We start from the raw sequence: 19,023 nt of genomic DNA on the forward strand, positions 1-19,023 counted from the left end.
TCGCGGTAGTGGTTAACAGCCCAGCCAAGAGATACGATGATGCAGACGACAAAAGCGATGATGATTGCGGTTAACCTGCTCATTTCTGGCTCCAGGTACAAACCTCATACTCAACATCTCGACGATTCATCAGGCCTTTCCACTTCTTACCACCGGCATACACCCAACGCTTTAATTCTTCGCATGCCGCTGCGTATTCTTTGGCATTGAGTTTTTTCAGCAGTGTTGAGTTGATGGCCGCAGAAGCGCCAACGTTGTACGCGAAAGAGTAAATCGCTGCTCGTTGAGTTTCAGTAGTCGGCACTTTGATATGTGGATCAACCTGCGCGGCAATTCGCGTTAAATCTTTCCGGGTTAGAGCATCGCATTCCTTATCGGTATACCGCTTTCCGGGGATTATGTCGGATCCGGTGCTACCATCGCAGACAGTCAGCACTCCGACAACATCTCGGTAGGCCACATATTCTCGACCTTCAAGACCATCCTTACCTGACAGCATGACTGTTGCGATCGCAATCGCACCGCCACCGATGGAGGCAGCAATTTTATTTCGCAGGGTGCTGTTCATCAGATTTCCTTCGGTGCTTTCTGTCCGAGATCGGCGAGAACTTTGGCTGTAGCAGATGGGTTGCTTGAATCAGTCTTGTTCAGAATGTCCTGCAGTATCTTCGTGCGCTTCATTTGCTCACGCTTATTGAGCCTGTATGTCAGGACGCCGAGGATGATGCTGAAAGCGACGCCAATGATGAAGCCCCAGTCCTGCAATGACAGGCTGGCAAAGAAAGCCGCAAGACCAGCGCTGCCGTATGTCGCGTTGCTGTATCTTTCGTCCATCTTCATAGTCTCTCTCCTCGCGGTAAATGCGGGAGCTGTGTGTTGTAGGGTCAGGCCCTCGGGCTGGATTTAACAACGAGGCATGTCGATGATGATTCCCGGGGCCTGAAATAAAAAACCCGCTCGCGGCGGGAATGTGAGGGTGTGGCAATGTCAGCTCTGCGGCTGAAGATACCCTGGCTGGGTTTTGGTGGGCCGTGAAGGATTCGAACCTGTCTACCCTTCCCTTATGAGGGGATCGCTCATACCAAATGAGCTTCCGGCCCAGATACGAAAAAGCCCAAGGCGTTAACCTCGGGCTTGAATTCTGTTGGTGTTTTTATATCACCTCGCTCTTTAGCCTTCGACGTCCGAGCATATACGAATTATGCATCTTCAAAACTTGTTTTCAAGTCTTTTTTGCAATTTTCTTTATTTTCGATGCCAAGTTCTGCAATTAACGTGAAGAAGACAGCAGAATTGAACAACTCAATGCACCAACGAACGCGATCTATACATTGCTTTTCAGTCAGAAAGGGAGCGTGATGGTACTGCATCCAACGAGCCATATCGTTAATGGTCTTGCGCCAGGTGTAATAATCCTTTCCGATCTCGTAGACGATGCTGTTTTTGGCGAAGGATTTTAGGATTACCCGCTCCATGAACTCAGCCTCTTCCTCATCACTGGCTTTCTCCATTAGGTCAGAAAGTGACTTCTTAGGCCAAATGATAGCTTTTGCCTGAGTGATGAGTTGGTCACCGGAATATCCCATCTTGCGCAGTCCTGCCAGCACCGTAGTGATCCGCTCCTGCTGCTCGCCAGTCCAGCCGGTAAGAATCATCGACCACATTCCAGCACTGTCAGTAAGATGTTCCGTTCCGCTTCCGCCAAACTCTCGTCCCCACATGCCAAGCAGTGAGCGAACCCAGCGGTTTTGCGCAGGAGTGAGACGGCGGTATTTCCCAAGGTACGAACGGCGAGGAACCTTAGCTAATTCTGACCATGCAATATTTTGGTCTGCGCGTTTCATGCGGCTTCTCCTGCGGTATGTTTTGTTTTTTGCTGTTGCTGGCTGTGCTTTGCTACTGGCGGCAACATGGCGCGCTTAACGCTTTCGGCCTGGTATCGGAGGAAGTCGGCGTAGTTCATGCGGCCTCCTGACGACGAACTCGGCGCTTCTCTAGTTGACGTGCTTTACGAGTGAAGATGGATTTGATGCGCTGAAGGTATGGGATATCGAACCGGCGCGGCTCGTTATCTGCTTCCAGTCGCTCGACGCGTTCCAGACCAATACGCTCAATAAGGCGGATTCGGTATTCAACAGCGTTTCCACTCAACTGTCGGTTACAGCGAGTACAGGCCGAGTGGACGTTAAAAACGTTGAATTTGAGATGCGATGCCGCGCCGCGCGAACGGTAGTGACTCGCATCTATGGCGCTCCCGGTCAGGTAGTTACTTTTGCCTGTTAGCGGGCTTCCGCAGCTGACGCAGGGCTTTCCTTCATCACGGATTCGGATGTAACGGTTAAACGCCGCTTGAGCTTCTTTATCCCACTGTGATTTAGACTTGAGAGCATCCTTTCTGACCTTGAGAGAGCGCCGTTCCTGTTGAGTTTCCTGCTTGCGTTTGCGCTCTGCTGCCAGTTTCTTCTTAGCCAACAGCAACTGGCTGTACTCGAAGCCGTGCTCAGGACAGCACCACCAGACGTTATCGTAGGTGGCGGTGAATTTGGTTTTGCAGATTTTACAGGTGCGACGGGTTGGCTTACGCATGGGAACCTCCGAAGCGGGAAGCCCATTCCATAGCCAAGCGGGATTCATCGCCCCATTTGACGTTGCGCTCTGCACCAAACGCATGAATGAGTTCGATAAGGTCGCGCATTTGGCTGACGGTCATCTTGCTTGTTGACTGGCCCAGAACCACGAAGCCATCACCAGCCAGATTAGGCACCACTTCCTGCTTAACCATCGCGGCGGTGAAGATATGTTTCCACGATTCAGATGATAGTTTGCGACCATGCCATTCAACCTGGCGGCTGACGTCGCTCAGGCAACACCAAAGCTTCGCGTTCTGGTCGATGGAGCGCGTCATCTCTTTTATCTCGATGACGACCGGACGCTTTTCGTCGAGCTGCAACTGATGAATCGCATTGATGACATTGGCGCGGATGCTGGGGTTACGGAGGAGATATTGCTGCTTCATACGCCACCTCCGCAGAGGTAAAACGCAGAATGCAGGAAAACGCAGGTGCCGATAAGCATCTGTGACGGGTGAAGAGTTTCAGATTGTGGTCGCATTTAAGTCCCCTTAAATGCGCAGAAGTCCGTCAGGGTTGTTCAGGCCGCTGACGGATTAATTATGGCTGGTTGATAACAGAAAATCAAAACTACTTTTTGGCGTTCTGATCAGCCATTTCGATGTAGCGTGGGTCACTGGCGCGCGGTAGCTGAATGCTTTGCTCACGGTAGTAACGTACTCGCTCCATAAAATACTCGCGCAGGTGTTCCGGCTGCTCTCGCGCTACCTGCTCAGCGATAACCGGCATGTTCAGGCGCTCTTTGTACGCCACGCCGCTGGCCGCTAAATCCACGTTGATTTTGTCCTGCTCGTCTTTCGGTTTTGCTGCGATGTTCCAGTCTGACATAAAAATCCCCCTCGATGCTTTGAGAGGGATTATACATCACAGTAGGGCTGCTTTGCGCTCTGCTGCGGATTTAGCCATTTTCTTCCTCACTTACAAACTTACGAGATTCAACCCATGCAATTGCTGTTGCTACCAGTACAGGATGATTACTTGGGATTTCATCTTCTGGTCCATAACCGAAGTAACGCTCAAACCAATTCAGGAAATTTTTATCGCTATAGGCTTCGACTATCATTTCATCTCTTGACATCACCTCACCCCCATATAACCATTGCGGCCACAGCAAACGCCACACCAACAATCATGAACGCAGTAGGCCAGTCCATCACTTCACCCTGAATCGTTGTTTAGTTAGTCTGCTTCCCATATCCATTTCTTCTCGAAAATCCACTTTCTTTTCCTCAATACGGTTCCGCATCCCCTCTTGCGGTGCTGCTGACAGCGGAGGTAACGGCATCCATAGATACACTTCATCAACGCTTAATGATGTTCCATCATGCAGATCGAGCCAACTATCGCTAACTTGTCCCGCCACGTACTCACCATGCCGTGATACCGCTGAAATGTAAGCGCCTTCCTCCGGCATCCGTTCGCTTACCGGAATCCATTTATCCGGCGTTGTAGTGAGTTCGCTGACTGGTGGCTGTGGAGCTGCCGCAATCATGAGTTCATAAATCTCACCAACACTGCCAGTTTTATTGTCACTCATTGCTGAGCTAATCATTTCCGTTGTCGGCTCAACCGGAACAGCCACCCAACCAGTTGGCAACTTGTAAGGCTGGCTTACAGGTTCATCGTTCTGAGCATCACGCAGAGCGTAAAAGACTTTATTACGCAATTCGTTGAACTCGTCGGAGCGAATATCTTCAGCGCGGTACGGCGGTGCCATTAAGCTATAAACTATCGACAACTCACGTTCAGATAACTGGATAGTTTTCAAGATTTACCTCCGTTGAGCATGGCGGCGCGACAGGCGTTCCACGAGTCAGCCGCAGCATTACGTTCATCTTCATCCCATTGGAAAGATACGGATGAATCAACGCGAGCGCTTGCCAGTATCTCGATATTGTCTGGAGTGGCTTCCTCTGGCACTACCGGCGCTGGCGGTGCGGTGTAGAGCTTATCGCCAATCTTCAGACCAGATTCTTTCGGCTGGCGATAATAAACCAGCGTCCACGCTCCATTGATGAAAGCAACCGGCTCCGCCTTTGAGAGAGGGCCGTGCGCCGGGTGGCTGTTGGTTGTCATAATTTACCCCATGATTTCGGTTTTTTATGCCCAGGTGCAAGCGCATGCATCTTGTTGCGACTTAACTTCCAGCCGTGGCTACGGATTAGCGCAGCACATTCTGCGTAAGACTCTCCGGTTGCGCTGGTCATTTCTTGACGGCACCAACGACCAACTGGATCGATGTTATTTACGCATTGTTCGCAGTCGCAATAGGCGTCAATGGAATATCCTGATGCAATAGCCATCACGCCCCCTCAACCTTTGCATAAACGATAACGCCATCGTCTGGACGCTGGCGCGGCAAATAGATACCAGGACGAGGCCACAACGCAATAAAACGTGACTCGCTGCGCTCAAGCCTATGAAAGGCTGACTCGCTCATAACCCCTACAGGGCGTAGTTTTATTTCATCGTCAAGCGATGCCAGCGCGATACGCGCCAGATCAACCATATGCTCAGGCGTAACGGCAATGAGCTTCCCTTTGTCGAAATCGCATATTTGCGTCATTTCCGCCGCGCTCAGATAACGCTCGATCTCTTCTCTGGTAATAGTGGTCATGGGTTAGTCCTTTGGCGTACATGCGCCACGAAGAGGTATTTCACCGTCGTTTATCTTTTTAACTTCAGCAAAGGCTGCGCGACACGCTGATTCTGAGTTAAATTCCTGAGCGGCGATTGAGGGGCTATTCCAGTTGTAACCGCCAAGCATCCAGATAATTAATACCCACATAACTCACTCCCCCTTACCGATGCCAGCGGCGCGGTCGATTACTGCCTGTGCATCAGAGATTTCACGGTTGTAGCCTTCAGTATCATCAGCAATGCCATATGCCCACCCGGTTTTCAGACCGCTCAGGAAACATTTGTCGCGGGCAATTTCCAGTTCTGCTATGCGCTTACTCCCGTCAGCAATTACACCCTCGTAATACTCACGCTGCTCAGCAATCCGCTTCTCTGCGGCTTCCAGTTGCGATTTATGCAGCAGCGACTGATGTTTCAGTGCGTCCTGCGCCCTCTGAAATTTCATGCCGTAATCGGTGGCTATCTCTTCCAGCTCTGCAACACGTTTCACTAATCCCTCTACGGGCTCGCCGTTTCTTTCAGTCAGCGCCTTCGCCAGGCGCTCGTTTTCTGATTGTAAGGCTTCCACCTCATCCAGCAGCGCCAGTACGGTGGCGGGGTTGGCTGCGGCGATGAAAACTGAATCAACCTTGAGGCAATGTTGCGCTACAGCTTTCACGCCAACCTTCACCTCATAGCCGCGAGCACCTTTGTGTGGCTTGTAAGACTCCCAATATCCCCATGATGCTGCGTTTGCCGCATTGGCTGCTTCACGTAATGCCCGTTTGTCGATGTTGCTCATTGGGCGGTCTCCTGGCGAAACATCATGATTGTCAGATCGCCTTTAGTAGCCAGGCGAACTGTTGTTCCCTGTTCGATACTTGACAGGTCAAACGCATCGTAAAATTCGTTTACTGCTTTTTGACGACGAGATTGCTTTCTGCGTTTATCCCATTGTTTTAACGCAATGGAGATAAACCACTGGCCTGTTTTGAACATGATGAACAACCACCCCATCAAGGCCAAGCCTGTATTTAGAACGTCCAGAATGCTCATTGGGCTGCTCCTTTGCGAAGCTGGGCTGCGAACTCGTTGGCTACCGCTGAATATGGATGCTCATTCCCACCAACAACCTTCAGACTGGCAGCAAACATCTCCACGCCCTGCGCCCGCACTTCAGCCAGGAAAGCGTCGGTTGTCGGAGTTGCGTTGATGGCGTCATACACCTCTTGCAAGGATTGTTCGTCAACAAGGTCGCCATCCGGCAATTGTGTTTTGTTATAAGCTCGGTACACTTCGCTCGCTTCATGAAGTAAACATTCAGAACTACTAATCAGCCCCGCATTCTCCGCAGCCAGCGCATTGCTACGCACCAGTTGCACTTCCAGTTGAGTAGCCAGATCGCTCACCAGCGCGGCAGACTCAGCACAATGCAGTTCTTTCGCCAACTCATGTCCTGACTTCACTAACTCAATGATTTTTATTTCTACCGTTGATTTCATGCTGATGCCCTCCCCCAAACCATCAAAACCCGCTTCATCGCCGCGCTGTTGCGGCACTCCTGAAATATCCCGTTGGTGCAGCTGCGCGCCGTACCATCCTGCTCTTCCGGTGTCGCCAGGCGATAAGTCACCGTTCTCCAGACTTTGCTAAGCCGGATGACTACCCTCTTCTTCTCAAGCTCAAGAGCGTTTTTTGTTATGCAGCTCAGAGATATTCCGTATTCGCTTGCAACATCCTTCGCAGTGAAGGTGCGGTGCGTTTCGAGATAACGCATGATTGCCTGTTTGCCTTTCATGAAGCCCCCTTGGAACGGTATGAATCCCAGGTGAATGACAGAGTGCACCCGCCGCCGTCGCTCATGCGGTCAATAACGCGTTCACTCACGAAAGCCGCCAACTCTTCTTTGGTCTGGTTGCTGATCAGGATGGTCGGCTTCATCCGCTCATAGCGGGTGTTGATGATTTCGAACATGATCAGTTTCTCGGCATCACTTCCGAACTGCACGCCGACCTCGTCGATAATCAACAGGTCAGGCTTGGTGAAGTAGCGAATCACATCGTCTTCCGTGTTTTCAGCCCCCTTCGACCAGGTTGATTTGTAAGCGCGGGCAATTCTCAGCGCCGTAGTAAACACTGCTGAACTTTGGTATTCGGTGATTGCATGCCTGGCAATTGCCAACGCAAGGTGGTTCTTGCCTGTGCCTGGCTTGCCGCACATGACCAACCCGCCCCCCTTCTTCAAACGCTCAGGCCAACGACTGGCGTATGCCTGGCAAACCTTCAGCACACGTTTCGCGTCGTCGTTCACCGGTTCGTAGTTTTGCAGGGTGCATGATTCGAACCGGGAGGGAATATCTAAGCGATCCAGCAAGAGGCTGATATTCCGCTGTCGAGCCGCATCGTCCTGGCGAATTTTCTCTGCCTGAAGTTTTATAAGCTCATCACGGAGACAGTCAGGACAGCGGCTTGGTCGTGGCGGTATTTTTATGGACGTGCCGGTGTAAATTCTGGTTCGGCATTCAAATTCCCCATGTTTTTCGCAGGTTTCTGTACTGATTGAAATTTCAGTATCATCAATCGCAACTGGCGGCTTATTCAGGCTGTCAATGTGCTTCTCAAGTTCAGTGATTTTTTCATCAAGAGTCATGATTAATCCCTCGCCCATGACGGAATTTCAGTCTGGCCATAGTCCTTGCCAGCGAAGTTCTCAGCTACGCGGGACGGAGAGCGTGCAGGCTGTTTGGCCCCCTTCGGTTCAAACAAACCCTGCCAGCCGTTTGCAATGCTCTGGTTGATGATTTCTTCAGGCTGATATCCTCTGCACTTGCAACGCTCGAGCAGGTTGATGGCCTGTGTAACAGTCTGCTGAGACTTGATCGGTTTCTTCAGGTCACGACGATACTCAACCCATGACTTCCAGACTGAAACTGAAAGCCATTCAGGAAGCTCAACACCAGCCGGATCGAAGGAAGCCGTTTTGGGGGATTTAGGGGGTTTATTAATATTGTCTTTATTGTCTTTTGTATGTTTGTCTTTTGTGTTTACCTGATTTGGGTAATCGTCGTTACCTGATTCGGGTAAACTTTTCTTACCTGATTCAGGTAATGTTACCTCTTTCAGGTAAACTTTATTTTTATTACCTGATTTGGGTAATTTCACCCATTCACTTACTGCTTTGTTAATTCCTACAGTTCTCCCGATTTGGGTAAATATCCCACGCTTAACTAACGCGCTTTTCGCTGCGGAGCATTTGTGCGGAAAGATACCGGTAAGAGCAGATAATTGATCGTTACTGACCCAGTCTACCTTTTTGTTAAAACCATATGTTTTGCGCATTACAGCCATGAAGACCAGCAACTGATGCTGAGACAATCCAGCCAGCATGACAGCCTCCAGTAGTTCATTGGCGATGCGCGTATAGCCATCATCAAGATCTGCCACGCGCGGCTCCACGACCTGCAAATCAGGCCTGATTGGTGAGATGTTGTTAATTGCCAGGTTCATCTGCAACCTCCCCGCGTTTCTTGAAAATGATCTCTACACAAAGCAAAACACAGTTATCGCAGATGGCTACACCTGGACCTGCGACTATGGCTTTAACGTCGCTATCAATATTGCTTCTGTCGCAGAAAGAGCATTTATGGGTTGCATGCAGATTTGCCTTTTCGTTTATTGCTGGCATACTTACCTCGTTAGTGTTGTTGACATAACACAGTGTTTTGAGAGCCGTAGCTGCTACCAACAGCGCGGCTTTCGCCTTTATCAGAACAATCCAGCTTGAGGCTGGTTTTTCTTTCCGCGTTTCTTTTCAAACTTGTCAGACGGTAATTGCTGCTTCTCCGCCCAAAGCTTCGCGTGTCGTAACACGTCATCGAAAATCCTCCCCTTACGACTGGCCTGTGACATGCGCTTGTACATATCGACGGCCTGAAATGCCCCCCCCCTGAGCCACCGCTACGGTGAATCCCTGTTTAATCAGTTCATCGCGCACATGCTTCTCGATAAATTCGATGTGGTTCATGGCTGCTACGCCTCCATTTGCCCTTCAGTTGAGTCCCGGTTAGAAATCAGGATCGCCAGCAGTAGAGACATGTTCGGCAGCAGATTTTCCCGCCACCGACTCACTGTTGATTTGTTGACGCCAGCTACCTGGGCAATTGTCGTTGTGCCCATCTCGGCGATCTGGCGATGTAGCCAGCTCTCTATCCTCCGGGCCTCCACGTTGTTGCGTGTGGTTGAATTTTCCATTTGTGATAATTCCATTGTTAAAAAGGTTTATTGGCTGATTTCTCAGCCAGTTAAATTGGGTTCCAGATTGTTAAAGAGCGTGTAGATGCCGCGTGGTTAGGCGGCTGACTGTTCTACGTTAGGGAACAGTTTTGGTAGATCTGGGCGAATCTGGTGAGCTTTAACAGCTTCACCAGTTGCGCTAACAATGCTGTCAACATGCTCTGGCGATACCTTTGCTTTGTTGTGAAGCCACTTGTAAACGGCCTGCTGCGAAACGCCGCATGCATCGCCCAGTTTTTTTTGAGAACCGACGAGATCTATCGCGGTTTTAATTACTGGGTTCATAACAACCTCCGTGGTTAACATAAACAAAGAATAAAACTATGGTTGTATTTAGTCAACAACCATTTTCGTTTGATGTAATAAAACCTTGGTTGTACATTTCGCATATGAAAACGACACTCGCAGAAAGATTAAAAGAAGCTCGATTATCTCGAGGCCTTACTCAAAAGGGTCTCGCGGATCTGGTCGGTATTAGCCAGGCGGCTATTCAGAAAATTGAAGGTGGAAAAGCCCACCAAACTACGAAGATTTTGGAAATAGCTAAGGCATTAGGCGTTAGTCCAGAATGGTTAAACTCAGGAAAAACTCCTGCAAAAATTAACCGTGGCGACCAGTCCATACCGCCAGAATCAGAATGGGGAACTATCGAGGTGTGGGACAGCAATACACCTCTAAGTGATGATGAGGTTGAAGTACCGTTTTTGAAGGATATTGAGTTTGCCTGTGGCGACGGGAGAATCCATAGCGAAGATCACAACGGATTCAAGCTGCGCTTTTCAAAGGCCACACTTCGACGCATTGGTGCCAACAGTGATGGGTCTGGCGTTCTGTGCTTCCCTGCAACCGGAGACAGTATGGAGCCGGTTATTCCTGACGGGACTACGGTTGCGGTAGATACGAATAACAAGCGCGTTGTTGACGGTAAGCTCTATGCCATTGGTCAGGCAGATGGCGGCAATAGCCAGCTAAAACGCATCAAACAGCTTTACAGGAAGCCTGGTGGCAAGCTAATCATCCGTAGCTACAACCACGACGCCTACCCGGATGAAGAAGCTGACATTGACGATGTGGAGATAATAGGCCGCCTTTTCTGGTATTCAGTTTTGCTGTAACAGTGGCCGGAAGAGACGTTTGGTTAAGGATGGCGAATTTTTCATACAAAACAATTACACTGTATAAAAATTCAGATTAATAAACCCCACTCCTTGACATTTACATTTTTATCTATTTTTTGAGTTGCCTAAAATCACCTATAGGGTAAACTTCACTTAAGCTCCTATATGAGAGCTTCTGAGGAGATACAAAATGAAAACCTTACGTTGCATGGCCTACCAGCAGAACGGCGTTTACGTAGCTGCGTGTTTAGACCTGTCATTGGCAGCGCAAGCAGATACCATGCAGGACGCCGTAAAAAAACTGGACGAACAGATTAAAGACTTTTTCACTGAAGCACTATCAGAACCGGAATATGCAAAACAATTACTTAGCCGTAAAGCACCGCTATCTATGTGGCTAAAGTATTGGGTGATCGCCTTTCAGGTCTTTGTCAGAAAACGAGGTGAAGCAAAGCTCTTTGCTGAACCTTGTGATGCTCATGCTTAGGACTGCATTACATGTTCTTGAAAAAGCTTACCCCTTTGAAATACGACGAGGTAATCAGAGGGCTTAAGAAAATGGGGTTTGAAATGAAACCCAAAACAGGAACCTCTCACGAACAATGGGTTCTCAAGAACAGCAAAGGGAAATGGGTGGTTACAGTTGATAAGCATCACGCCCCATTTTCCAGAGATTTGATAAAATCCATGGCTAAACAAGCCGGGCTGAAAGATCGCCACTTTCACGCATTATGCAGAGGTGACGCTACGCTTGAAGATATAGGATTTCAAATCACCAGCTAAAACCCGGCCACAGTGCCGGGTTTTTTATTGCCCTACTCTTCCAGTAACTTCACTGCCAGATCCATTACCTGAATCTGGTCAGCATCCCACTTATCAAGCCCCTTCGATATCTCCGTTCGTATCACGTCAGCTATAGCCACTCTTTTGGTTTCATGCCCTTCAGCCACCATAGCAAACACAACATCACCCACAATACGGCACATTTCCTGATAGCTCAGGTGCGCCAGTTCTTCGTAATCCATCACTAAACCCTCGGCAATTGATGTTTTTGTGAGCATATCACGCATCTTTTACAAAAATAAATTCCTTTTAAATACAACCAAATAAAACCATAACAACCATAATTACAACTATTGTTGTTGACGATAAAACAACTATGGTTTTTAATAACCCCATCGAAACGAAACATCGACAGCTGAGCGAAGTTAGCCAGCGGCGGATAGCAACTCGCCTGCTTTTTAACAACATGCAGATTTACAGCGTCAATGACCTGTTAAGACCCCTACACGTAAACGTGCTGTATCACCGGGTGCGATCCGGTCGGTGAGAGAGTATCCCCGCGCGAGAGCGAGAACGGCGTGAGAACGGGCAACACTGGCAGGGAGTTGGCGCTGACCAATACAGGGAATGTTTTGGGGTGTGGTAGCGCAGTGGCAGACGCGGGCATGACGGCCGTACATCTGGTTCGATTCCAGACCACACCACCAAAGCATTTCTCCCGCATCAGCGGGTAACTACAGAGGATGAGGCAATGGAGATTAAAGATTTACTCAAAGAGATTGATGAACTGGAAACGAATATCAGAAGCACTGACCACCTTTTAGATCTTACCGAAAAGCACGGGCTTCATTTAATTGTCGCTGCTTCTAACAACTCCACATACCGAGGCGTAGCAGACCAAGAGTTTTTAATCGAGGCACTCAAATCGAAAAGAAATGAGATGCATGAAAGACTGGTGAAGCTTGTCGATGCAGTCGGGGTAATTGAAAAGGTTATTGATGGATTGGTCGCTTAGGCGGCCTTTTTACACCCGTTAGCGGGTAACGACAGAGGGTAAGAGGATGATCTGTTTTGTGGAAGCGTCAGAAAAGGTAATCAGTGAAAACGCAAGTTATGGGTATGTGGCCGGCAAGCTTGAAATTGCTAATGACATCTGGGTCAACCATATGAACCCAACCGAAAGACTGGAAATAATGAATATCACCAAACTGGACGGCTTAAATGAACTGGGGAAATTAAGAGAATGTGTGAAAACAATCGCCAGCATGTTCTGAGGTATAGAGCCGTCATGGCTTCCCTGAGAGCTTCAAACGTTGATTACAGGGATAAAGAAGCCTCTATAAATTGCCTTAAGGAAACAGTTCAGGCAAAGAAAAACATTGAAATATACGAAAAATTCGTCACCAACAATCATTAAAGAGCCGCCTAACCAGCGGCTTTTTTCATACCTCACCGTTCTCGATGAGTGCGGTTAGTTATGACAACCGGCGGCCATCCACCGCCAGCATATTTTTCGCACAAGCGCTGAAGTCTTGTATTAACCGTTCCGTTCGCCGCGATAAGGCCAAGAGGATTTATGAGCAATCCAATCACAGTAGGTTTTTCTGGCCTGACGAAGCGAATTTTCGCGGGTCGATCAAAGCCAAGCAAATTGGCGCCCGGCGTTCGTGAGTTCACCGGTGAGAAATTTGATGTCACAGACGAGGCGCTATTTGCAGTGGCCCATCTTCTCGCGGTTCGTGATGACATCCTGGTATTCCCGGCAGCTGATGGGAAAGAGATTCACCTCCGCGCCGACATCAAAGAAAAGCGGGAGGCATCATGACAGTCACCCACAACGGCAAGCAGTACACCGCATCGAAGTTAAGCGATAACGAGTGGAAGCTCTCATCGGTCGATAAGCCGCGCGAGTCACTCACCATGAACCGTCAGCAGATGGCGTATGCCGGGTTGCTTGAGCAGGTGGAGAAACAATCATGACCATCAATCACCAGTTACTCCGTATGGCCCAGCAGAAAGCCCGTGACGCCATTGCACAAAGCAACGGCACCAAGTGGATGGAAGCCAACGAAGAGATGAAGAGAGCCGCTGGCATGCCGTGGTATCGCGGTAATTCGAATCAGTCTGTAGGAGATAGCAATGGAAGAGTTTAAAGGTACGCCGGGTGTGTGGGGGGTTTCTCACGGATCGGCAAGTGATAGCAGCACAGCATGCATAGAAATCACATCAACCGAATCCCTGCATGAAGTTGCTTACTTGCAAAGCACCCCGTCAAACATTGGTAGTTATGAGCCGACGTCATTCGAGCGGACGATTGCAAACGCACACCTAATCGCCGCAGCTCCTGATTTACTGGAGGCACTGCACAATATGGTGGAAGCATATCAGCACGAAGCATCCATTGATAATCCGGCGCTGTTAGAAGCCCGCGCAGCCATCGCCAAAGCCCTCGGCAAGTAATCCCCACCCAATTTCACATCTGGCAGCCAATCGGTGCCGGGTGACGCACAAGCAGATTTCAGGAGTAACCCATGGCCGCATATCGCGCATACGACCACATAGAGGATCGCCGCTGGGTCGAACAGCAGTTAACCGACGAGAAAGAGAAGTGGATCGACGATCGGGCGCAGCAAATCATCGACATGATGCCGAAAGAACCGTCCGGCCTCTTCCACTTTTCCGTACCGATAGACTCCAGCCCATACGAAGGACTTCGCAGTGATAAAGCTGGCGAGGCATACAACGACTTCGTTTCGGCAGTGGCTTACGCCCAGGCGGAACACGACTGGGACCACCGTACCGGCTGCCCGTTTTAATTTTTGAGGGGATTAACGATGGCAAACGAATTAACAATCACAGCGAAGTCACTTCAGGAGATAGGCGTCGACGTATCCACCTGGAGCGCGCTGAAGAACAGCATCTACCCTGGCGCCAAAGACGAATCGGTAATGATGGCGCTTGACTACTGCCGCGCCCGCCAGCTGGATCCGTTGCTCAAACCTGTTCACCTCGTTCCGATGTACGTCAAAGACTCGAAAACAGGAAAAGGCGACTGGCGCGACGTAGTTATGCCGGGCATCGGGCTTTACCGCATTCAGGCAGACCGTTCTGGCGATTATGCCGGGGCCCGCGAGCCTGAGTTCGGACCCGACGTAACTCAGACGCTAACTGGCGTCGAGGTGACCTTCCCTCAGTGGTGCAAATACACCGTCTACAAGCGCATGCCCAGCGGCGAGATCGTCGAGTTCAGCGCCAAAGAATACTGGATTGAAAACTACGCCACCGGCGGCCGCGACACCACGGCGCCGAACGCGATGTGGAAAAAGCGCCCGTATGGACAACTGGCGAAATGCGCGGAAGCTCAGGCGTTGCGTAAGGCATGGCCTGAGATTGGACAGCAGCCCACGGCCGAAGAAATGGAAGGCAAATCGCTGGACGTTGATATCCGTGACGTCACGCCGCGCAGCACCACAGAATTACTTCCACCAGCAGCAAGCGAAGAAACGCTGCAGGCGATAACCGATCTCTTAACGACCCTGGATAAAGACTGGGAGAAAGACTTCCTCCCACTGTGCAGCGACATCTTCAAACGGCCAATTCTTGAGGCGTCAGACCTCACTGAAGAAGAGGCACAGAAAGGGTTTGGCTTCCTTCAGAAAAGGGCTAAGGCGGCAGCATGACACCAGAAATTATCCTGTCCAGGACCGGTATTGACGTAACAACTATCCAACAGGGCGATGAGGCGTGGCACCGGCTGCGCCTCGGCGTCATAACCGCCTCTGAAGTGCACAACGTCATTTCCAAGCCGCGCTCTGGCACCAAATGGACGGGCATGAAGATGTCCTACTTCCACACCCTGCTCGCCGAGGTATGCACTGGCGTAGCGCCAGAGGTTAACGCCAAGGCGCTGGCCTGGGGGAAGCAGTATGAGGAAGACGCCCGCACTCTCTTCGAGTTCACCACCGACGTGAAAGTCACGGAGTCTCCGATCCTGTTCCGTGACGAGAGCATGCGCACCGCGTGCTCCCCTGACGGCCTTTGCAGTAACAATTTTGGCCTCGAGCTTAAATGCCCGTTCACCTCCCGAGATTTCATGAAATTCCGTCTCGGCGGTTTTGAGGCCATTAAGTCCGAGTACATGGCCCAGGTGCAGTACAGCATGTGGGTGACCGGAAAAGACGCCTGGTTCTTTGCCAACTACGACCCGCGCATGAAGCGCGAAGGTATTCACCACGTCGTAGTTGAGCGGGATCCGCAGTACATGACCGATTTCAACGAAATGGTTCCGGAGTTCATTGAGAAGATGGATGAGGCGCTGGAGGAGATCGGATTCACGTTCGGTGAGCAATGGAGGTAGCGATGGGCGAACTTTGGCAACCCTTTGAAAACCTGTTCCTGCATGAGGTTGGGGCAAAGATGCCCCGCTCAGAAATAGCAGAAAAGCTTGAGCGCTCCGAATCGGCAATAACTCGCCAGGCATCACGCATCGGCGCACCACTTATCAGCAGGATGACCGGCAGACGCTGGACCAAAGCCGAGTTATTCCTTCTCAACCGTTTCACACCTGAAGAAGTCGCCGCGGCAACCGGGCGCTCCATCTACTCCGTACGCAGCAAATTACAGTCTCTGACCAGAACGTCAGGAGGAAAAGTCATGCCTGAATGGACAAGCGAAGAGCTGGCGCTGCTGCGGCGCCACACAAACGCAGAAGTCGCAGAGATGACAGGTCGGAGTATCGAAGAGGTCGGTGATAAGCGGCTGCAAACGAATATTGAGCGTAATGGCTGGGATGTTAACGATCCAGAGCGGGAGGATGCATGACAGCGAGATACTCACTTCTGTATGTCGATCCGCCCTGGTCTTACGGCAACACCATCAGCAACGGAGCCGCCGCAGACCACTATTCCACCATGAAGCTAATCGACCTCAAGCGCTTGCCGGTATGGGAATTAGCCGCCGAAAACGCGGTGCTGGCGATGTGGTACACCGGCACGCATAACCAGGAGGCTATCGAGCTGGCCGAGGCCTGGGGTTTTACCGTTCGCACGATGAAAGGGTTTACCTGGGTGAAGCTGAATCAGAATGCCGAACTGCGCATCAACAAGGCGCTGTCCGAGGGTGAAGTCACCGACTTCTACGACTTTCTCGATCTGCTTAACGCCGAGACACGCATGAATGGCGGCAACCACACCCGTGCAAATACCGAAGACCTGTTGATTGCTACCCGCGGCGCCGGGCTGGAACGAAAGCACGCCGGGATTAAGCAGGTGGTCTACAGCCCGCTCGGCGCGCACAGCGAAAAGCCGTGGGAAGTGCGCCATCGGCTGGAACTGCTTTACGGCGATGTGCCGCGCATTGAGCTGTTTAGCCGCTGCGCGGCGCCGGGCTGGGATCATTGGGGAAATCAGTGCGACACCGCCGCGGTAGAACTGCTGACCGGCTGCGCCATTGATGTTGTGAAAACGGAGGCCGCATGAGCAAAGGTACCATTATCTGTCTGTGCGATATCACTGGCGTCATGGCTGAGCCATGGGTTGAAGCTGGTTACCGTGCGGTATTGGTTGACCCGCAGCATCCAGATACTTCGATTAATGGTCCGATTGAACGCATTTCGGCAACCATAATTGAGGCTATGCCGCGGCTGTCCCAGATCATTCTTACCGAGAACGTGGTTATGGTTATCGGCTTCCCTCCTTGCACTGACGTTGCAGTATCAGGATCCCGCTGGTTCGAATCAAAACGAGCCAAAGACCCACATTTTCAGGCTAAAGCTGCGCTGGTTGCCGAGCAATGCCGCATGGTAGGAATGGCGGCCGGTTGCCCATGGGCATTCGAAAACCCGGTGAGCGTGTTCAGTAGCATCTTCGGTTCGGCCGATTATACGTTTCATCCGTACCAGTTCACTGGGCTGTGCGCGGATGATAACTACACGAAGCAGACCTGCCTCTGGACGGGTAACGGCTTCAAGGCGCCGGAAGAGAATATGCACCCGATGGTGGAAGCGGCTATCGACGCTGTGAAGCTGGCCTGCGGCCGGATGGTGCCGAAGAAGAAGGTAATCGAGGCCATCTCAGGAACATCTTTCGCCGGATTGGTGACTGACTGGTATCCGGACAACCGCATTCACGAATGCCCTCCCAGTGACGAGCGTGCCAACATTCGAAGCGCAACTCCTCTGGGCTTTGCGAAAGCAGTTTTTCTTTCGAATGCCCCTCATCTCAAAAATAAACTGGAGGCCGCATGACGCCAGAAACAGATAACGCCATCCGCGCCGCCTGCCGCCGCTGCACCGAGGAAATCTAGCAGGTCATGCGCAAGAAGCCAAAGCCTAACTGGAACGAAACGGTGCCACCCATCATCAACAAGCATCACAAGAAAATTGAAGCTCTGGGAGTTAGCCTCCTTGAGTTCGTCGTAAAAACTGGCCGCCTTAACGGGCGGTTTGGAGCTGAACAATGACAACAAAAAAATGGGGTCATAACGAGCTTGCTCATGACCTTGCAGAGCATTTGCGCCAGAACACAGCGCGCATCTGCTGGGAGGACATGCAACTAGGGCCCGCCGGTACGTGTCGACCGGATGTCTACTCTATTGCTCACAGCTACAGCAAGTTCTGCCCTGTCGTCTATGAGGTAAAAGTCAGCGTAAGTGATTTCCGGGCTGACGTTACAGCAGGCAAATACACCAAATACTTCAACTACGCAGGCGGCGTTGTTTTTGCTGTTCCTGAAGGCATGCTCAAGAAAAGCGACATTCCAGATGGTTGTGGCTTGATGATCCGGAAGGAATCTGGATGGCATACCCTCAAGGGGCCGACCATGCGCCAGATTGATACCCTTCCTCGCGATGCCTGGATGAAGCTGCTTATGGACGGCATGACCCGGCAGGCAGAGAGAACCCAAATAAAAAGCCGCGTAATCAACACCTACCTCAGCGACCAAAAACTAATGAAGCGACATGGCAACGAAATCGCCGATCTTGTTTGTCGAGCACATCGATCAAAGGAGCGCCTTGAGCAGCACATTAGGGATAACGATGAAAGGCTGAAGAACCTGCGCCAGGAAAGTGAAGAGGAGTTGCAACGCCGACGTAAGCGCCGGGAGGAATCTGAGGAAAGGTTAACCGACGCTCAGCAAGATCTGGCGAAAGCGCTTGGCCTCGACCCGAATGTCCCTATCTATGTACTGACAAGGACGCTATGGGAAGCAACGCGCCGACTGACAGAGGATGAAGAGGTAAAGAGGTTGCGAGGAATATTGTCCAACCTTGAGCGCACGCTGAATGATGGTCTGAAACCATTACCCGGGGAGAAAGCCGCATGAACAAAGCCTCTCCAGTTGATCTGAGGAAGAGCCTCGAAATCGCCAACCACCTCGCACACATCGGGATTCGCTTCGTGCCGATTCCGGTGGCGACCGAGGAAGAATTCCAGACGCTGGCCGCCGAGCTATCGCGACGGCTTGAGCAGATGGCGGTCGAAGCCGAAAAGAATGAAGGCGGCGCAGCATGAAAGCACTAATCACCCGGGAGCTTATGGCTCCCTTTTTATTGATGGCGTTCACCTTCAACCGAATTAACCGA

At 50.9% G+C, this 19,023-nt stretch carries 40 protein-coding genes, 1 tRNA gene and 3 pseudogenes; 19 read left to right on the plus strand and 25 right to left on the minus strand.

All coding sequences use genetic code 11. The features are described 5' to 3' along the window. From OGX84_RS09425 to OGX84_RS09535, 24 genes and pseudogenes are all read right to left on the minus strand, one after another. A pseudogene (locus tag OGX84_RS09425) lies at positions 1–83 on the minus strand (lysis protein); the annotation flags it as partial. Beyond that, positions 80–568: a lysozyme gene (locus OGX84_RS09430; protein ID WP_286457701.1), complete on the minus strand. Its 489-nt coding sequence runs from the start codon at positions 566–568 to the stop codon at positions 80–82. The pseudogene OGX84_RS09425 and the gene OGX84_RS09430, both read right to left, overlap by 4 nt. Next, entirely contained in the window at positions 568–840 is a 273-nt protein-coding gene (locus tag OGX84_RS09435) for a phage holin family protein (protein ID WP_048224292.1), read from the minus strand. Before OGX84_RS09435 ends, OGX84_RS09430 begins: the two co-directional genes overlap by 1 nt. A gap of 359 nt (positions 841–1,199) precedes the next feature. Next, complete coding sequence (locus OGX84_RS09440) at positions 1,200–1,844, minus strand: DUF1133 family protein (RefSeq protein ID WP_286457883.1); 645 nt, start codon at positions 1,842–1,844, stop codon at positions 1,200–1,202. Then, entirely contained in the window at positions 1,841–1,963 is a 123-nt protein-coding gene (locus tag OGX84_RS09445) for a PPVAKH motif-containing phage-derived small protein (protein WP_286457886.1), read from the minus strand. Before OGX84_RS09445 ends, OGX84_RS09440 begins: the two co-directional genes overlap by 4 nt. Beyond that, a complete protein-coding gene (locus OGX84_RS09450; RefSeq protein ID WP_286457888.1) occupies positions 1,960–2,586 on the minus strand; it encodes a recombination protein NinG in 627 nt (208 codons plus the stop codon). The genes OGX84_RS09445 and OGX84_RS09450 overlap by 4 nt, the downstream gene beginning before the upstream one ends. Continuing rightward, on the minus strand, positions 2,579–3,016 hold the full coding sequence (locus OGX84_RS09455) for a recombination protein NinB (protein WP_286452390.1): 438 nt from the start codon (positions 3,014–3,016) through the stop codon (positions 2,579–2,581). Before OGX84_RS09455 ends, OGX84_RS09450 begins: the two co-directional genes overlap by 8 nt. A gap of 184 nt (positions 3,017–3,200) precedes the next feature. Then, on the minus strand, positions 3,201–3,458 hold the full coding sequence (locus OGX84_RS09460; RefSeq protein WP_286457889.1) for a DNA polymerase III subunit theta: 258 nt from the start codon (positions 3,456–3,458) through the stop codon (positions 3,201–3,203). Positions 3,459–3,528: 70 nt separating this feature from the next. Next, positions 3,529–3,708 carry a hypothetical protein gene (locus OGX84_RS09465; RefSeq protein WP_147294125.1) on the minus strand — a complete coding sequence of 60 codons (180 nt, stop codon included), beginning with the start codon at positions 3,706–3,708 and terminating at the stop codon, positions 3,529–3,531. 75 nt (positions 3,709–3,783) lie between these two features. Then, positions 3,784–4,398 carry a DUF551 domain-containing protein gene (locus OGX84_RS09470; RefSeq protein ID WP_286457895.1) on the minus strand — a complete coding sequence of 205 codons (615 nt, stop codon included), beginning with the start codon at positions 4,396–4,398 and terminating at the stop codon, positions 3,784–3,786. 14 nt (positions 4,399–4,412) lie between these two features. Beyond that, positions 4,413–4,568 (minus strand): annotated as a pseudogene (locus OGX84_RS22755) (DUF551 domain-containing protein); the annotation flags it as partial. 134 nt (positions 4,569–4,702) lie between these two features. Further along, positions 4,703–4,933 (minus strand): hypothetical protein, encoded by a 231-nt coding sequence (locus OGX84_RS09480; protein WP_198447462.1) that lies wholly within the window; start codon positions 4,931–4,933, stop codon positions 4,703–4,705. After that, complete coding sequence (locus OGX84_RS09485) at positions 4,933–5,247, minus strand: hypothetical protein (RefSeq protein WP_286457900.1); 315 nt, start codon at positions 5,245–5,247, stop codon at positions 4,933–4,935. Before OGX84_RS09485 ends, OGX84_RS09480 begins: the two co-directional genes overlap by 1 nt. Positions 5,248–5,250: 3 nt before the next feature. Next, positions 5,251–5,418: a hypothetical protein gene (locus OGX84_RS09490; protein ID WP_181397018.1), complete on the minus strand. Its 168-nt coding sequence runs from the start codon at positions 5,416–5,418 to the stop codon at positions 5,251–5,253. Between the two features lie 3 nt (positions 5,419–5,421). After that, positions 5,422–6,051, minus strand: coding sequence for an ead/Ea22-like family protein (locus OGX84_RS09495; RefSeq protein ID WP_286457902.1), 630 nt, complete (start codon positions 6,049–6,051; stop codon positions 5,422–5,424). After that, positions 6,048–6,305 carry a DUF4752 family protein gene (locus OGX84_RS09500; protein WP_286457904.1) on the minus strand — a complete coding sequence of 86 codons (258 nt, stop codon included), beginning with the start codon at positions 6,303–6,305 and terminating at the stop codon, positions 6,048–6,050. The genes OGX84_RS09495 and OGX84_RS09500 overlap by 4 nt, the downstream gene beginning before the upstream one ends. Then, complete coding sequence (locus tag OGX84_RS09505; protein ID WP_286457905.1) at positions 6,302–6,751, minus strand: hypothetical protein; 450 nt, start codon at positions 6,749–6,751, stop codon at positions 6,302–6,304. Before OGX84_RS09505 ends, OGX84_RS09500 begins: the two co-directional genes overlap by 4 nt. Further along, positions 6,748–7,047: a protein ren gene (locus tag OGX84_RS09510; RefSeq protein WP_286457907.1), complete on the minus strand. Its 300-nt coding sequence runs from the start codon at positions 7,045–7,047 to the stop codon at positions 6,748–6,750. Before OGX84_RS09510 ends, OGX84_RS09505 begins: the two co-directional genes overlap by 4 nt. Continuing rightward, on the minus strand, positions 7,044–7,916 hold the full coding sequence (locus tag OGX84_RS09515; protein WP_286457909.1) for an ATP-binding protein: 873 nt from the start codon (positions 7,914–7,916) through the stop codon (positions 7,044–7,046). Before OGX84_RS09515 ends, OGX84_RS09510 begins: the two co-directional genes overlap by 4 nt. Beyond that, on the minus strand, positions 7,901–8,755 hold the full coding sequence (locus OGX84_RS09520; protein ID WP_286457911.1) for a replication protein: 855 nt from the start codon (positions 8,753–8,755) through the stop codon (positions 7,901–7,903). The genes OGX84_RS09515 and OGX84_RS09520 overlap by 16 nt, the downstream gene beginning before the upstream one ends. Beyond that, positions 8,739–8,933, minus strand: a complete 195-nt coding sequence (locus OGX84_RS22760) for a ClpX C4-type zinc finger protein (protein WP_502873617.1) — start codon at positions 8,931–8,933, stop codon at positions 8,739–8,741. Before OGX84_RS22760 ends, OGX84_RS09520 begins: the two co-directional genes overlap by 17 nt. 204 nt (positions 8,934–9,137) lie before the next feature. Next, on the minus strand, positions 9,138–9,272 hold the full coding sequence (locus tag OGX84_RS09525) for a hypothetical protein (protein WP_255354501.1): 135 nt from the start codon (positions 9,270–9,272) through the stop codon (positions 9,138–9,140). 5 nt (positions 9,273–9,277) lie between these two features. After that, entirely contained in the window at positions 9,278–9,499 is a 222-nt protein-coding gene (locus OGX84_RS09530) for a CII family transcriptional regulator (RefSeq protein ID WP_286457915.1), read from the minus strand. 96 nt (positions 9,500–9,595) lie between these two features. Further along, complete coding sequence (locus tag OGX84_RS09535; protein WP_115609013.1) at positions 9,596–9,826, minus strand: transcriptional regulator; 231 nt, start codon at positions 9,824–9,826, stop codon at positions 9,596–9,598. Between the two features lie 38 nt (positions 9,827–9,864). On the opposite strand from OGX84_RS09535, the gene OGX84_RS09540 reads away from it, so the two are divergent. The 3 genes from OGX84_RS09540 to OGX84_RS09550 all read left to right on the plus strand — a co-directional run bounded on the left by OGX84_RS09540 (position 9,865) and on the right by OGX84_RS09550 (position 11,442). Further along, on the plus strand, positions 9,865–10,656 hold the full coding sequence (locus tag OGX84_RS09540; protein ID WP_502873618.1) for an XRE family transcriptional regulator: 792 nt from the start codon (positions 9,865–9,867) through the stop codon (positions 10,654–10,656). 193 nt (positions 10,657–10,849) lie between these two features. After that, a complete protein-coding gene (locus OGX84_RS09545) occupies positions 10,850–11,146 on the plus strand; it encodes a DUF1902 domain-containing protein (protein ID WP_045265468.1) in 297 nt (98 codons plus the stop codon). Between the two features lie 11 nt (positions 11,147–11,157). Beyond that, entirely contained in the window at positions 11,158–11,442 is a 285-nt protein-coding gene (locus OGX84_RS09550) for a type II toxin-antitoxin system HicA family toxin (RefSeq protein ID WP_045265467.1), read from the plus strand. 32 nt (positions 11,443–11,474) lie between these two features. On the opposite strand, the gene fumD is transcribed toward OGX84_RS09550, so the two are convergent. Further along, the gene (gene fumD / locus OGX84_RS09555) at positions 11,475–11,684 is read right to left on the minus strand and encodes a fumarate hydratase FumD (RefSeq protein WP_286457921.1); all 210 of its coding nucleotides are present in this window, start codon (positions 11,682–11,684) and stop codon (positions 11,475–11,477) included. 394 nt (positions 11,685–12,078) lie between these two features. Here fumD and OGX84_RS09560 point away from each other — a divergent pair. From OGX84_RS09560 to OGX84_RS09635, 16 genes and pseudogenes are all read left to right on the plus strand, one after another. Next, positions 12,079–12,149: transfer RNA gene (locus tag OGX84_RS09560), tRNA-OTHER, on the plus strand. Between the two features lie 44 nt (positions 12,150–12,193). Then, positions 12,194–12,457, plus strand: a complete 264-nt coding sequence (locus tag OGX84_RS09565; protein WP_275183641.1) for a hypothetical protein — start codon at positions 12,194–12,196, stop codon at positions 12,455–12,457. Positions 12,458–12,515: 58 nt separating this feature from the next. Then, a complete protein-coding gene (locus OGX84_RS09570; RefSeq protein WP_286457930.1) occupies positions 12,516–12,716 on the plus strand; it encodes a hypothetical protein in 201 nt (66 codons plus the stop codon). Positions 12,717–13,018: 302 nt separating this feature from the next. After that, entirely contained in the window at positions 13,019–13,267 is a 249-nt protein-coding gene (locus OGX84_RS09575; protein WP_286457932.1) for a DUF7446 family protein, read from the plus strand. Then, positions 13,264–13,422 carry a hypothetical protein gene (locus OGX84_RS09580; RefSeq protein WP_286457938.1) on the plus strand — a complete coding sequence of 53 codons (159 nt, stop codon included), beginning with the start codon at positions 13,264–13,266 and terminating at the stop codon, positions 13,420–13,422. Before OGX84_RS09575 ends, OGX84_RS09580 begins: the two co-directional genes overlap by 4 nt. Next, a complete protein-coding gene (locus OGX84_RS09585; protein WP_286457941.1) occupies positions 13,419–13,595 on the plus strand; it encodes a host cell division inhibitory peptide Kil in 177 nt (58 codons plus the stop codon). The genes OGX84_RS09580 and OGX84_RS09585 overlap by 4 nt, the downstream gene beginning before the upstream one ends. Further along, complete coding sequence (locus OGX84_RS09590; protein ID WP_286457942.1) at positions 13,582–13,902, plus strand: XkdD/Y8K6 family phage-associated protein; 321 nt, start codon at positions 13,582–13,584, stop codon at positions 13,900–13,902. Before OGX84_RS09585 ends, OGX84_RS09590 begins: the two co-directional genes overlap by 14 nt. Before the next feature lie 71 nt (positions 13,903–13,973). Continuing rightward, positions 13,974–14,258 carry a host nuclease inhibitor GamL gene (gene gamL / locus OGX84_RS09595; RefSeq protein ID WP_286457943.1) on the plus strand — a complete coding sequence of 95 codons (285 nt, stop codon included), beginning with the start codon at positions 13,974–13,976 and terminating at the stop codon, positions 14,256–14,258. Between the two features lie 18 nt (positions 14,259–14,276). Beyond that, complete coding sequence (gene bet / locus OGX84_RS09600) at positions 14,277–15,122, plus strand: phage recombination protein Bet (RefSeq protein WP_286457945.1); 846 nt, start codon at positions 14,277–14,279, stop codon at positions 15,120–15,122. Next, a complete protein-coding gene (locus OGX84_RS09605) occupies positions 15,119–15,799 on the plus strand; it encodes a lambda exonuclease family protein (protein ID WP_270285204.1) in 681 nt (226 codons plus the stop codon). Before bet ends, OGX84_RS09605 begins: the two co-directional genes overlap by 4 nt. A gap of 2 nt (positions 15,800–15,801) precedes the next feature. Beyond that, entirely contained in the window at positions 15,802–16,263 is a 462-nt protein-coding gene (locus OGX84_RS09610) for a hypothetical protein (RefSeq protein ID WP_286458054.1), read from the plus strand. After that, positions 16,260–16,919 (plus strand): MT-A70 family methyltransferase, encoded by a 660-nt coding sequence (locus tag OGX84_RS09615; RefSeq protein WP_286457951.1) that lies wholly within the window; start codon positions 16,260–16,262, stop codon positions 16,917–16,919. The genes OGX84_RS09610 and OGX84_RS09615 overlap by 4 nt, the downstream gene beginning before the upstream one ends. After that, the gene (locus tag OGX84_RS09620; protein WP_286457952.1) at positions 16,916–17,686 is read left to right on the plus strand and encodes a dcm methylase; all 771 of its coding nucleotides are present in this window, start codon (positions 16,916–16,918) and stop codon (positions 17,684–17,686) included. Before OGX84_RS09615 ends, OGX84_RS09620 begins: the two co-directional genes overlap by 4 nt. Then, a pseudogene (locus OGX84_RS09625) lies at positions 17,683–17,901 on the plus strand (hypothetical protein). Before OGX84_RS09620 ends, OGX84_RS09625 begins: the two are co-directional and overlap by 4 nt. After that, on the plus strand, positions 17,898–18,764 hold the full coding sequence (locus OGX84_RS09630) for an MmcB family DNA repair protein (protein WP_174340440.1): 867 nt from the start codon (positions 17,898–17,900) through the stop codon (positions 18,762–18,764). The pseudogene OGX84_RS09625 and the gene OGX84_RS09630 overlap by 4 nt, the downstream one beginning before the upstream one ends. Then, complete coding sequence (locus tag OGX84_RS09635) at positions 18,761–18,952, plus strand: DUF1382 family protein (protein WP_063840892.1); 192 nt, start codon at positions 18,761–18,763, stop codon at positions 18,950–18,952. Before OGX84_RS09630 ends, OGX84_RS09635 begins: the two co-directional genes overlap by 4 nt. Positions 18,953–19,023 lie beyond the last annotated feature (71 nt).

Origin of the sequence: Citrobacter sp. CK202, assembly GCF_030333225.1 — a bacterium.
Taxonomy (GTDB): Bacteria; Pseudomonadota; Gammaproteobacteria; order Enterobacterales; family Enterobacteriaceae; genus Citrobacter_B; species Citrobacter_B koseri.